Here is a 12,382-nt window from a genome sequence, read left to right on the forward strand (position 1 = left end):
GGCCTGTTTGGGGCTTGTTGTGTCGCGAAGGGGACGGCTGGGGGGCTTTGTCGCATTTCCTACAGTGCTGGCACGACAATGGAAAACAGCGGCATTGCGCCGCTGTCTGGGTGAGGGTGGCCGCAGCGCAGTTCAGCCGATCACGTGCTCGTACACCAGGCGCAGCACGTCGCGCTCGGTGTCGGGAATGCCCCTCATCTCGGTGATGCTGACGAAGCGTCCGTCGGCGCTGGCCACCGCATCGAACGGCGGGTCGATGTCGGTGAAGTGGGCCAGGCGCACGGTCAGCGTGCCATCGGGCGAGAGGATGTCGGCTTCGAACTCGGTGTCGATCTGCAGGGCGCCGGCCGGGAGGCCCAACCGGTCAGTTGCTCTGGCGGTCAGGGTTCCAGGGTGCGGAAGCACGCCATCGCCTGCGGGCGCGGCGAGGCGTGCCGCCACGATGGAGTCGCCGAAGCGTGCAAAACGCAGACGGGCGCTGGTGGACTGCTTGTGATAGAGGACAAGGGCGAGGTCGTTCATGGACGCGTCGGCCCGGCGGTTTACGCCATTACCGGCGATGCGCCGTGCGTGTGACAGTCCTTGGGGCAGACGCGGCTACAGGCGCCACAGCCGATGCAGTCGAGCGCATTGGCAAGCGTCATCACCATCATGTTGTCGTCGTCGAGATCGTCGTCCATGTCGTCGTCACGTTCAACGAGGTCGAAAACGTCGCGCGGGCAGACCTTGTAGCAGCGGCCGCAGCCGATGCACTTCTTGCCGTCCAGCTCGAGAACGAACTCCGGGGTCCAGGCAGTGCCGCCGCGAGTGAGACCGGTGATCGGATCCATGGTGTGTTCCTCTGTTTCGTTGTGCAGTTGATAGCGTGTTTGCTGCTGCGGGCTGACGGCGGGTGATCAGCTTGCGGTTTCGGTCGCGGCCATCAGGCGCGCGTTGGCGTCAGCCCATGCCTTGCATGCGTCGTATGCAGACTGGGACATCGTGGGCAGTTCCTCGTAGCCGGCCGGGAGACGGTCTTCAACCAGGTCATGCAGCTGCGAGGCCCATTCCTGCGATTTGCGCTTGAGTTTGCGGACTTCCTTCTCGAGGTTCCTGAGTTCTTCATCGGTCATGTCGATCTCCTTGGCGTATGCCCGCGCCCTGCTGCCGGCGCGGGCGATGGGGGGCGTTGCTCAGAGTCCGGCGACTTCCGGGTACTTGCCGATGATCTCGAGCGCAACGGACAGGTGCTTGTCGGCCTCGTCCTTCATCTTGGAGAAAGACTCGAAGCCGAAGCGATGCACGTCGCGCAGGGTACGGTCGAGTACGACGAGCTTGCCGACGGTGATCATTCCGCGGCCGAAGCCTTCGTGGGTGATGTTGATCACCGGCACGGCCATCAGTCCGCACTCCTTTTCAATCAGGGCCGCGATCGCGTTATGGAATGCCTTGACGCGGGAAATGGTGACGTCGTCGGGGTCGCCGATCACCGGAATCTGGCGCCGCTGTTCCTTGGTCAGCACATAGGGGGCGAGGACGCGATCGACCGGCCAGCCGTCGTAGGTGCCGTAGCTGTCGAGTGCGCGCGCCTGGCGGTTCATCTCCTTGATGAAATCGGTGTCGGCGAGTTCGGGGCTGAGAACGGCGGCGGGGGCGGTGCTGGTGTCGATGCTGATCATGTGTCTGACTCCTGGTGCAGGCTTGCACGCGTTGGGTTGAGTGGATCGGAGGTGATTCGGGGGGCGGGCTGCAGTGCAGGGTGGCGTGCGACCCGCCGCGAGGCGATGAGCCCGAGGCCGAGGCCGGCGAAACTGAGGCCGGCGATACCCGCATCGGTGAGCTGGATCAGGCTGGCGAAGGCCATGCCGGCGAGCAGGCCGAGGACCGGCAGCAAGTGGGTGACGAACAGGGCCCGCAATGCCATGCCGCCATCGATCTCGACCATGACCTCTTCGCCGGCGCGCGACGCGCAGCCCGCGGCGCTGAGGACGAGATCGGTCGTGTTCGAAGTGCCGCAGACTTTTTCCGCGCGACAGCCTCCGCACGCCGCTGCGCGTTCGAAACGAACGGTCACGCCGTCGTCGGTCACGCTGAGGACTTTTCCGCTGCGTTGCATCATTCCTGCCAGCCCTCGGCTTCCATCTCGTCGAAGCGGCTGCTGTCGGCCGGCTGCCTGTCCTTGATGGCTTTCGCCAGCCAGCCCGCGGGGCCGCTGGCCAGTTCGGCCTGAAGCTCTTCGACCAGGCTGTCGATGGCACGACCTTCCTCGACCCGGATCGGCTGCACACCGGCCGCCAGCAACTGCTTTACGGCCGACGCGCCGACGGCGAGGCAGTACACCGCAGCGCAGCCCGCAAGCGTGGCGATCTTCGCCGGCAGCTTGTTTTCGTTGCCGTCCTGCGAGGTATCGATGAATTCGGTGACCTCCACCAGCTGGCAGGTGTCTGCACCGATCTCGAAAATGGCAAACGCCTCGGTGGAGCCGAAGTGCTGGTTCACCGTGCTGCGGTCGGTGCTGGCAAAGGCAATGCGTACGCCATTCATGAGTGGTCTCGCCTGTTCAGTGCCCACCAGCCGCAGCTGTCTGCGGCGCGGAGGGGGCGGGCTGCTTGTAGCGGGAGTGGTGAGGTGTGATGGAGTCATGATGTTGCAGTACCAGGTTGGCCAGATCGAACAGGACTTGCCGGGTACCCCGGTAGCCCACCCAGGTCTTGCAGAAGCCGCCTACCAGGTCGTATTGCGGCATGCCTGCGCGCAGCAGCGGTACGCCGAGCCGCGCAGCAGTTGCCGCGGCATGCGAGTTGGACACCAGCAGTTCGGCGTGGGCGCTGCGGGCGAGGTTTTCGAGGTCTTCCAGGTCACCGACATGCACCTGCCCGGCGGCCACGCCGGCGAGGCTTGCGGCCTTGATCGGCGACACTGCGCTGACGATTTCGCTGCCCATGCCGGCAAAGAGCTCGGAAAGCTGCAGCAGGAGGTCGGGGTCGGCCGCGATCGCGACCCGGCGCAGCCCGGTCATGAAATGGGTGTCGACCATTGCGTCCTGCAACTGCGCACGATGACGCTCGAGCTTTTCGGGCACCGCAATGCCGGCGATCTCTGCCAGTGTGGCGGTGAAACGATCACAGGCGTCCAGGCCGATGAGCCCATCGAAGCGGTGGTCGGGCACGCCGGTGCGCTCCGCCAGCAGGTCGGCCGCACCTTTGAGTGAGCGCCCGACGACGATCGTTGCGACCGCCTCGCCTAGGGTGGCGAGCTCGGAGAGGGTGGTGCCGCCAAGCGTGACCGGGACAAAGTCTTCCGCGATCAGGTGACCGTCAAGCGAGTCGGCAAGATCGGGCACCGCCAGCGGGCGCAGGCCGAAGAGTTCGACCCACTCCTTGATCGCTTCGACGTCGCCCGGGGTGAGGTGGGCGCCGAGCAGCAGGTTGACCTGTTTCTTGCGCTTGCCGACAAGGCCGCTGCCTGCCGTGTCGGGCACCGTGGCCTCGATGATGCCCTTTACCGCGCTCGCATAGCCGGTCTCGAGACAGCCTGCGAAGTCCGGCGTATTCACTGCTGCGACCGGGATGTGATCGAACTGGGGGTGCTTGGCCCGGAACTCATGCACGAGCCGCCGGATGTCGGTGCCCTGGGTTTCTGCCAGCGCGGTGGTGGCGAGGCCGACCAGGGCCGGCTTGCTCTTGCCGCATACCGTGGCAAGCGCCTGCACGACGTTGCCGTCGGCGTTCATCACCGTGGCGACCTGGTCCATGGCCGTGGTCTGCAGCGGCACGGGTTCGCGGAAATGGCGCACGAAGAAGACCTTGGCAAAGGCCGTGCATCCTTGCGAGCCATGAAAGATCGGCATCGAGCGGTTGATGCCGAGAAAGGCCAGCGCGGCGCCGGCCGGTGCCGACGACTTCAGCGGATTGACCGCGAGTGCCTTGGGGTGACGGATGATTTCGGCCATGGCGGGCGTCCTCAGGCAGCGGCGCCGGCGGGCGCGGTGTGGTCATGGTCGTGGGCATGCGCATCGGGCTCGTCGCCGCCATCCGGGCTGTCTCCCATCTCGGGTCCGGCGATCACCATCGCTTTCTGCGACCACGGGGCGGGCTTGCGGACGGCGGCCCATACGGGCGACTCGAGCGTGAGGGCGAGCTGGCGCACCAGCTCTTTCATGCCGTCGTAGCCGGCGTAGCCGAATTCGCGCTCCTGGTTGATGTCGAGGAAGGGCAGGCGGGCCTTGAGCGCGGTGTAGAGGTTTCGTCCGCCGGCAATCAGGATGTCGGCCTTCAGTTCGTACACCGCATTGAGCAGATCGCGCGCGCCCTCGGTGTTGAGCATGATGGTGTTGTCACCCATCAGTTCGAGGATGCGGGCCTTGTCCTCCTCGGTCGATTTCTTGGTGCCGCTGGCGACGACGATCATGCCCAGGTCCTGCAGCGCCGACACCACCGACCATGATTTGACGCCGCCGGTGAAGAGCAGGACGCGCTTGCCTTCGAGGCGCGGGCGCCAGGCGTCGAGTTCGGCACGGACCCGCTTCTCCTCGCGTTCGATCAGCGCTTCTGTGCGCTGGACCAGATCGGGGTCGCCGATCAGGCGGGCGATCTCGCGCAGCGCGGCCGAGGTGTCGGTGATGCCGTAGAAGCTGCCCTCGAACCAGGGGATGCCGTAACGCTCTTCCATCTTGCGTGCGACGTTGATCATGGCCTTGGCGCAGACCAGCATGCTGACCTCCGCGCGGTGCATGGTCTGGACTTCATGGAAGCGGGCATCGCCCGACAGGGTGCACAGAATGCGGATGCCGAGTTCGTCGAACAGCGGGGTCAGGTACCAGAGCTCGCCGGCGATGTTGTATTCGCCGATGAGGTTGATGCTGTGGATGGTGATGCCCGGTGGAACCAGCTCGGCTGCGACCGGTTCCGGCTCGCGGGTGCCGATCACGTGCTTCACCATGGCTTCGCCGGCGATGCGGTTGCCGAGGTTCTTCGTGCCGTAGAAACCGGCGCAGTCGATCGGCACCACAGGCACGTTCCAGCGCTCGCTGGCGGCCTTGCAGACCGACTCGATGTCGTCCCCGATCAGTGCCGGCACGCAGGTGTTGTAGACGAAGACGGCCGCGGGGGCATGGGTGTCGATGGCCTGCTTGATGCCGTGGAACAGGCGCTTCTCGCCGCGACCCATGATCACGTCCTGTTCCGACAGATCGGTTGTCATGCCGATCTTGTACAGGGTGGGGCCGGACGAGGCGGTGCCGCGGTTGTCCCAGGAGTTGCCGCTGCAGGCGATCGGGCCATGAACCACGTGGGCCACGTCGGCAATCGGCAGCAAGGCGATCTGCGCGCCGTCAAAGGCGCAGCCGCCGGCCGAGGCGCCGGGGGTGGGGCGCGAACAACCGGATTTCTCCTTCTTGTTGTGCGTGCAGGCAGGTTCGTTCAGCAGTTCGGCAATGTCGGCGGCTTTCACGGTCAGGCTCCGTGTGCATGAATGAGCTTTCTTCTGCAAGCTCCGTGCCGCACTGACTTCTGCTGACAAGTGACTGAAAGAAAAGGGAAGACGGCTTTGTTCGTGTTGTCGCGAAACCGACAATGTGCAGGCCGTGACACGACAGCGCACGGCCTGCATGTGCGCTCAGAGGGCGTAGGGGTCGTGCATCCAGCCGTGGATCAGACTGGCGTCGCGCTCGGGCAGGTATGCCATGTCGTCCTGCAGGTCATTGAACACTTCGCGGGTGATGCTGCGCGGTACCCGGTGCGCACTGACCATGTGGAAATACCATGCAAATCCGTAGCCGGCGTCGCGGTCGTAGTCGTGCAGTTGCTGTGCCAGGGCTGTGCCGCGCGCACCTGGGGCATGCGGCCACTGCGGGGCGTGTGCGGCAACCGGAACGGCAGAGGCGCGAGTCTGACGGTAGCGGTCGAGGTGCTCCGACAGCGCAAGGATCCAGTGATCGCTGAAATGTCCTTGTCGTCCCGAGCTGCTCTCCGACCACTCGCGCAGGAAGCGCAACACCGGAGCCGGTTTGCCCGTCTGCATCTCGATGCGGGTGACAAAGGCGCGCATATCGGTGAGGCGGCGGAAGCGGTAGCGCGGCGCGCCCAGTACCTGTGGTGGCGGGCTTCCTGCGGGGCGGTCGAGCAGCGCTTCGACGGCATCCGCCGGGGTGTGGCGTGGTCCCACCTCGTGGCTGATGACTTCCTGCAGTTCCTCGAGTTCAAGCTGGTGATAATCCGAGGGTTCGCTGCCGCAAGGACAGACGAAGTAGTGGCTCACACCCTGATCCAGCGTGAGCCGCAAGCCGCTGTCGCCGAACTCGTCGGCAAATGCCGCGCCATCCTCGCCGCACGCTGCCCAGTGCTGCTCCAGCCAGGCGAGCGCATCCTCGGCGACGGTGTCGCCCTGAGCGTCGATGATGCGGCCGGGCCGGAACCAGCCTCCGCGCGAAAGGCGCAGGCTGAAGTCGGGTCCGCCGGTGTGACGCAGGGCGTCCAGCAAGGGGGCGTGTCCAGGCAAGGGGGTGAGGGTGGCGCACAGGTAGCGCAAGGTGTCGTCGAGGGCGAGGTCCGGCCTGGTCTTGGGCGGGGGCGCGAGCGGGACGTAGTTCATGTGGCTTCCTTGATGGGCTCTGGAATGATCGGCGGTGTGGCGGTGTTACTGGTCGGGTGCGGACTGCGGGGTTTCCGCTGCATCGGTCAGGCGATCGGCCACGAGCAGACGGATGGTTTCTTCCGGGTCGTCGGAGACGGCAGCCAGCGCCTCGAGCGGCGCCTGCTGAACGGCCGCGGCGCGCACCAGCCAGTGCGGGTCGGAGAGCATGGTGGCGGCATCGTTCGGCAGCATGCGGCCTGCCGCAAGGGCGCGGACTTCCGGGTCGGCGTCGCGGGCGAGGCGGCTGAGTGCGAAGGCTGGCAGGCGGCGGGCGATCTCCTTGCGCACGACAGGATCGGGATCGTCGGTCATCTGCGGCAGACTGCCGTGCGGCAGACGACGGGCCACCTGCAGGCGCACGGCATAGTCGGGGTCGCGCATCAGGCGCCCGAGTTCGGACGGAGGCAGGCGGGTGGCAACGGTCACCCGTACTTCACGATCCTCGTCGCGGGCAAGGTGAAGCAGGGCTTCGCCTTCGGCGCGTACCGCCACCGCGCGCCGGACGGTTTCGTCAGGGTCGTCGATCAGCCGGCCTGCGGCCTCGGCGGGCGCATAGCGGACCGCGATTGCGCGGCGCTCCCAGAAATCGTCGCTGAGACAGCCTTCGGCAAAGGCCGGGTTGCGCGCCAGGAAGCGGTCGATCTGGCGTCCGCTGTGGACGAACAGACAGGCGTCGCCGGGCGCGCAACGGCCTTCGGCGAGCAGGCTGTTGCGCAGCGCACATCGTGGGCAGGGGTTCTCCGGCGGCGTGTAGTCACCGGTCTCGGGTTTGTGCGGATGGTTCATGGCCTGAGTCGGACGGCATGCGCGTGCCGACACCTCCTGAGCTGGGGCGATGGACTCCTTGCGCAAGCAGCGTGCCAGGCGTCCGAATACGCGAATTGGCCCGTCCGGCTGCGCGGGGGCCGGCCAAGTGCGCCGATTGCGACATCCCGGCGCGTGCCGATTGTCGGAAACCCGACAGAGATCGGGACTGGGGCCGGGCTGGGGATGCGGCGCAGGCGCAGCGGTGATCCATGGCGCGTGACCTGGGGACGGTCACACCCCATGGCTTGCAAGCAGGCAGTGAGCGCAGTCTAGCTGGTGAGGACGGGCTCCAGCCGCAACTCTTCGACCAGGCATCCGACCGGGGGGCCGAGCACATCGTCCTCGCCCTCGAAGCGCACCAGGATGATGTCGATGTCGGGGGCTGCCTCGACATGACCGGTCTTCACCACTACGCCACGGGTTCCGGCCGCAGCTAGCAGCGCGCCGGCGTCGATATCGGGAATGCTGCCGTCGTTGTGGATGGCGTCGAGAGCGAACACGACGTCGCCGGGTGAGCAGAATGCGGCGCTCATGGCGGTCACCACACGCTGGCCGGCGCCAGCAGGCGCTCGACCGGCGTGTCGCCGATGAGATGCTCGTCGATGATGCTGCCGACATCGGCTGCACTCACGCCCGAGTACATCACGCCTTCCGGATACACCAGCACGCTCGGGCCATTGGAGCAGGGACCGATGCAGCCGGTATTGGTCACGGCGTAGTCCGCCCACAGGTTACGGGCCTGAAAGGCTTCCATGAAGCCCTGATAGACCTCGTTGCAGCCCTTCTGCTGACAGGATCCGCGGGGGTGGCCGGCGGGGCGGCCCTGGACGCAGACGAGAACGTGTTTCTTGGGTTTTGCCATGATGGGCTCCCTTACGATGGGGGTGTTCCGGGGTGCCCGCGCATGGCGCGGGCGTGGACAGGGGGCGCTCAGCCGGCGGCAGCCATCAGTGCCGGCGTGATCCCGGCCAGCCAGGCATCGACACGCTCGTCGGTAAGCGTGGGCTGGTTGTCCTGGTCGAGTGCGAGACCGACAAAACTGCCATCGATCACGGCCTGGGAGCTCTTGAAGGTGTAGCCGTCGACCGGCCAGGTGCCGATCACGTTTGCACCGCAGGTGGTGACGCAGTCGTAGAGATCGGCCATCGCATCGCAGAATTCGTTGCCGTATTTCTCCTGGTCGCCGAGTCCAAAGATGGCAACGACCTTGCCGCTCATGTCGGCACCGTCGAGCTGAGGCAGGAATTCGGCCCAGCTTGCGGTCTGGGCGCCGCACTCGAGGCCGGGCAGTTCGCCGTCGCCCAGCGTCGGGGTGCCGATGATCAGGGCGTCGTAGGCGAGGAAATCGTCGGCCGTCGCCTTGTTGACGTTGAGCGGGTCGGCGGCTGCATCGCCGAGTTTCTTCGCGATCGATTTGGCGATGCGTCGGGTGCGGCCGGTGTCGGTGCCGAAGAAGATGCCGATGTTTGCCATGCTGTGCTCCTGGTCTTGATCAGTGAGATTGGCTGGGGTTGCTCAGGCGGCTTCCGGCAGCCCGAAATGGGTGCGCAGAACGCCGAGCAGGCGCGCCAGGCTGAGCTCCTCCCGCACCAGCGGCTCGGCGGGCGGCGGGCTGCCCGCGTCGGGGAATGAGAGTTCGACCCCATAGCGCCCGGGCGGCTGACCGTAGGTGAACACGAAGGCTGCAAGCGCTGCGTCTCCCGGCAGCAGCAGACCGACGGCTTCCTCGTTGTCGCGCCAGCGTTCATCGAGTTCGATCAGGCCGTCTTCGAGCGCGTGTTCCAGGGTGCTCAGCAAATGGGAGAGGGCGCGGTACTTGGGGGGCATCGAGCTGGTCATGGCGGCGGTCATCCGATCGTGTGGCGAAGAAGTTGGAGGCAGCTGCGGGTGGCGGCGAGGTCCACTGCGCGGGCGTCGTCGAAATTGAGCACCTGCGGGTCGGCGCCGCACTCGAGCAGGAGTGCGACCATCTCGGCCTTGCCGGCCGAGGCGGCGTACATCAGGCAGGTCGCACCCATGTCGTTGCGGTTGTCGATGTCGATGCCTGCCTGCACGAGCCTGCGCACGATCGCGGCATTGCCCGATACGCAGGCCAGCCAGAGGGCGTTGTTGCCGTCCATGTTGCGGCGGGAGATGTCTGCACCGCAGGCGAGGAGGGCGTCGACCACGCCCTCATGCCCCGCGAGGGCCGCGCGCATCAGCGCTGTCAGGCCGTGCTGGCGCGGTGCGTTGAGGTCGAAAGGGTCGAACCCGTGCGTCTGCAGGAATGCGAGGAGGTCGGCGCGGGCATCCATGCCTGCGACCGGCGTGCCTTGCTGGCCGGCGCTGCGTGTAGCGAGTGCGTCGGAGAAGGCCGGGTAGCCGCCATCCACGCTATACACTTCGGGAAAGCGGAAATCTGCGAACCACTGCGCCCAGGTGCGACTGGCATTGCCGTGATAGCAGTAGATCAGAACCGGCGTGGTGCGGTTCAGGCCCCGGATCTGCTGCGGAAAAGTGGCCTCGGCGAGGCGGATCGCTGCGTCGATATGCGCCGCGCGATAGCTGTTTTCGTCGCGCACATCGAACACCGCAAGGGCGGGCAGCACACCGTCCCTGTGGCGCAGGAGCATGTCGGCCGCATCCGCGGCGGAGATGCGGTGAGCCTGGCGGCTGCTTGGTTCGGAGGCGGTCAGGGTTTCGGTGTTCATCATGTTGGGGTCCGGTTGGCGGGCTGATGCAGGGCGCGGTCGGCGGGATAGGCCGGGGCGGATTCGATTCTTGCGTCGTCAATCGGCAGACCGATGGTGAAGTGGTACAGGGTCTGATGACTGCTGCCGGAGAGGCCCAGCGCTTCGTGGACCGGATCGTCGAAAAAGCATCCGATGCCAGTGCCGCGAAGTCCGAGGAGTTCGGCGAGAAGGTAGAGGGCTTGTCCCGTCTGTCCGGCCACCCGGAACAGATCGCGGTAGGCCGCAGGGTCGGCAGCGATGACGTCGTCAAAGGGCGAGATCAGGCCGAGCGCCAGACAGGCGTTGGATGCGATGTCCTGATGACAGTGCAGGCTGCGCGCGAGGCGATGGAGCTCGACCTGCTCAAGCTTGCGATGCAGGCGCAGTGTCAGGCCGTCCCCGATGGTTTCCACGTGCTCACCGGAGGTGGCGAAAGCGCCTGCATCATCGCAGCCGTCGGCCGTCAGCAGGTACAGCCCGGGCGCGCAGGCGTCGACCCGGTGCACGAACAGCGCGGCCACCATTCCCGAGGCATGGGGCCAGAGGCTGCTTGGACGCATGCTGTCGCCAAGGACATGGAGCACGCTATGAAAGGCTGCCCGGCTCATCCGGTGCGAGGCGTCGAAACGCTGCGCGCTGCGCCTGCTCAGCATGGTCCGGGCCGCACTGCTGTCGAAGCCGGCCAGCTGCGCCGAGGGCTGCCAGGGGGGCGCGACCGCCACAGTGGCGGGGGCTGTGCCCTCTGCCCGGTGCCGGGTTGCTGCCGCGACGTCGTCGATCAGGGGCCAGCGGTAGCGCGGCAGCGGGTCCAGCTGCGAAGCGCGTCCGAACCATAGCGTGTCGTCCGCCGGCGGCTGCAGGGCTTGTGTGGCGGGAGCCGGTCCGTGCCCGTCAAGTCCGACGGCGAGCAGGAGTTCGGCCTCTTCACGCTCGACCTGCGGGTGACGGCTGCCCGGAAAGTCTGCATCGCGGTCGAGACCGAGCCGATGCGCGAGGCATGCAGTGGGCACGGGCTGCTCGGCCAGCGACCAGCCCAGCAGTGCCGCTGCGTGCGCGAGGGCGCTGGCAGCGTGACCGACGTCGAGCTGGCAGTAGCGGAATCCGCGCTCACCGTATTTCCACGCCTCGCGCCACATCGCGGTGCTGAGTGCGAGGCCGAGCAGCGGCGCGTCCGATGCGGTTGTCCTGTCCAGCGCACGGCACTCCAGCACGTGGTCTTCGGGCCGGTAGTGATACACCCCGTCGGCAAGCCCCGGAATGTCCCGCGCGATCAGCCAGGCTTCCACCGGATGCAGGTTGCCGCTGGAGGGGTTGGCGCGCACCGCCCAGCGGTCCGGCCCCATGACCTTCCATGCGGTGATGCCGAGCGACAGGTGCAAGAGCATGCCGATGCTCTCCAGCCCCGGCTTCTGCGGGCAGCGCGGGGCGCCTGCACAGGGAAAGGGCTTGTCCAGCAATGCCCGCAGCGGCGCCGCTGCTCCTGGCTCCCCGAGCAATGGCAGTGCCACTATCGGGGCGCCATCGTAGTGGCGGAAAGGTGCGGGCTGCGCATCCCAGTCGAGCATCGCCGGTCCGGCTGCATAGGCCTCGAAGCGGTGTTTGCTGCGGGCGTGATACAGCCGGACGACGTCGCTGTCCGATTGCGTCGGGGGGGAAGCCGGGATGGCGGAGTCGGTGCGCTTCATGCACCGCACCTTGCAAATCCGATACCAGTTCGGCCGTGCGCGTGCAGATCGCGTGAATGCTGGGCTCAGCGCTGTTCAGCAGGGGAGGGGATGTGTGGAAACTGTCGTGTGAGCAGGTGGTTTGTCGGCTTTGCGACAGGGCGGCGCTGTGCGCACGGGGCTTGCAGCCTGGCGCTCAACTTGCTGGGTAACGCCGGTAACGCCACTTCCCGGAGCTGAAACGCATGAGTGCAGCGCAGATACGTACCGATATTCTTGTTCGGGTCGAGGAGGCCGCGACCGACATCCTGACCCTGGTCGAAGGCCTCAGTGCCGACGATTTCGCCCGCAGCCGCCTGACGCGAACAGCGACGCTGGCGTGTCTGCGTGAAATCGCCGACGCCGCGTCGGCATTGCCTGCCGAAGGCCGTGCGGCGATGCCCGAGGTGGACTGGGCCGGCTGGCTGGACCTGGGGGACGCTCTGGCACACGGCGTTTTGTGTGCCGAGCGCGAATGGCAGGCCGCATCCGAAGGTGCCGCCGTGATCCTGCAATGGATGCGTGTCTACCGCCAGGCGGCCTGAGCCA

Annotated in this window: 17 protein-coding genes; 1 reads left to right on the plus strand and 16 read right to left on the minus strand. The window is 66.6% G+C overall.

The window, feature by feature from the left end; translation table 11 throughout:
* Positions 1–132: 132 nt before the first annotated feature.
* The 16 genes from CEW87_RS11340 to CEW87_RS11415 form a co-directional block, all read right to left on the minus strand.
* On the minus strand, positions 133–522 hold the full coding sequence (locus CEW87_RS11340; protein WP_108950856.1) for a hypothetical protein: 390 nt from the start codon (positions 520–522) through the stop codon (positions 133–135).
* Positions 523–542: 20 nt separating this feature from the next.
* Positions 543–830, minus strand: coding sequence for a ferredoxin III, nif-specific (fdxB, locus tag CEW87_RS11345; protein WP_108950857.1), 288 nt, complete (start codon positions 828–830; stop codon positions 543–545).
* 66 nt (positions 831–896) lie between these two features.
* Positions 897–1,112 (minus strand): CCE_0567 family metalloprotein, encoded by a 216-nt coding sequence (locus CEW87_RS11350; protein WP_108973096.1) that lies wholly within the window; start codon positions 1,110–1,112, stop codon positions 897–899.
* Positions 1,113–1,172: 60 nt separating this feature from the next.
* Entirely contained in the window at positions 1,173–1,658 is a 486-nt protein-coding gene (locus CEW87_RS11355) for a NifX-associated nitrogen fixation protein (protein ID WP_108950859.1), read from the minus strand.
* Positions 1,655–2,098 (minus strand): SoxR reducing system RseC family protein, encoded by a 444-nt coding sequence (locus CEW87_RS11360; protein ID WP_108973097.1) that lies wholly within the window; start codon positions 2,096–2,098, stop codon positions 1,655–1,657. The genes CEW87_RS11355 and CEW87_RS11360 overlap by 4 nt, the downstream gene beginning before the upstream one ends.
* A complete protein-coding gene (locus tag CEW87_RS11365) occupies positions 2,095–2,523 on the minus strand; it encodes a NifB/NifX family molybdenum-iron cluster-binding protein (protein ID WP_234418917.1) in 429 nt (142 codons plus the stop codon). The genes CEW87_RS11360 and CEW87_RS11365 overlap by 4 nt, the downstream gene beginning before the upstream one ends.
* Positions 2,524–2,539: 16 nt before the next feature.
* Positions 2,540–3,931 (minus strand): nitrogenase iron-molybdenum cofactor biosynthesis protein NifN, encoded by a 1,392-nt coding sequence (nifN, locus tag CEW87_RS11370; protein ID WP_108973099.1) that lies wholly within the window; start codon positions 3,929–3,931, stop codon positions 2,540–2,542.
* Between the two features lie 11 nt (positions 3,932–3,942).
* Complete coding sequence (gene nifE / locus CEW87_RS11375) at positions 3,943–5,430, minus strand: nitrogenase iron-molybdenum cofactor biosynthesis protein NifE (protein WP_108973101.1); 1,488 nt, start codon at positions 5,428–5,430, stop codon at positions 3,943–3,945.
* 165 nt (positions 5,431–5,595) lie between these two features.
* The gene (locus CEW87_RS11380; RefSeq protein ID WP_108973103.1) at positions 5,596–6,570 is read right to left on the minus strand and encodes a hypothetical protein; all 975 of its coding nucleotides are present in this window, start codon (positions 6,568–6,570) and stop codon (positions 5,596–5,598) included.
* A gap of 45 nt (positions 6,571–6,615) precedes the next feature.
* Positions 6,616–7,398, minus strand: coding sequence for a 4Fe4S-binding leucine-rich repeat protein (locus CEW87_RS11385; protein WP_108973105.1), 783 nt, complete (start codon positions 7,396–7,398; stop codon positions 6,616–6,618).
* A 290-nt stretch (positions 7,399–7,688) separates the two neighbouring features.
* Positions 7,689–7,952, minus strand: coding sequence for a nitrogen fixation protein NifZ (locus tag CEW87_RS11390; RefSeq protein WP_108977141.1), 264 nt, complete (start codon positions 7,950–7,952; stop codon positions 7,689–7,691).
* 5 nt (positions 7,953–7,957) lie between these two features.
* A complete protein-coding gene (locus CEW87_RS11395; RefSeq protein WP_108973107.1) occupies positions 7,958–8,281 on the minus strand; it encodes a (2Fe-2S) ferredoxin domain-containing protein in 324 nt (107 codons plus the stop codon).
* A gap of 68 nt (positions 8,282–8,349) precedes the next feature.
* Entirely contained in the window at positions 8,350–8,892 is a 543-nt protein-coding gene (locus CEW87_RS11400) for a flavodoxin (protein WP_108973109.1), read from the minus strand.
* Positions 8,893–8,934: 42 nt separating this feature from the next.
* Positions 8,935–9,258 carry a hypothetical protein gene (locus CEW87_RS11405; protein WP_159098150.1) on the minus strand — a complete coding sequence of 108 codons (324 nt, stop codon included), beginning with the start codon at positions 9,256–9,258 and terminating at the stop codon, positions 8,935–8,937.
* Positions 9,259–9,266: 8 nt separating this feature from the next.
* Positions 9,267–10,112 (minus strand): ankyrin repeat domain-containing protein, encoded by an 846-nt coding sequence (locus tag CEW87_RS11410; protein ID WP_234421510.1) that lies wholly within the window; start codon positions 10,110–10,112, stop codon positions 9,267–9,269.
* Entirely contained in the window at positions 10,109–11,815 is a 1,707-nt protein-coding gene (locus tag CEW87_RS11415; RefSeq protein ID WP_199917004.1) for a SagB/ThcOx family dehydrogenase, read from the minus strand. The genes CEW87_RS11410 and CEW87_RS11415 overlap by 4 nt, the downstream gene beginning before the upstream one ends.
* Positions 11,816–12,039: 224 nt before the next feature.
* Here CEW87_RS11415 and CEW87_RS11420 point away from each other — a divergent pair, with 224 nt between their 5' ends.
* Positions 12,040–12,378: a DUF86 domain-containing protein gene (locus CEW87_RS11420; RefSeq protein ID WP_108973112.1), complete on the plus strand. Its 339-nt coding sequence runs from the start codon at positions 12,040–12,042 to the stop codon at positions 12,376–12,378.
* The last annotated feature ends 4 nt before the right edge of the window (positions 12,379–12,382 follow it).

It is taken from the genome of Parazoarcus communis (assembly GCF_003111665.1).
In the GTDB taxonomy this organism is placed as follows: domain Bacteria; phylum Pseudomonadota; class Gammaproteobacteria; order Burkholderiales; family Rhodocyclaceae; genus Parazoarcus; species Parazoarcus communis_B.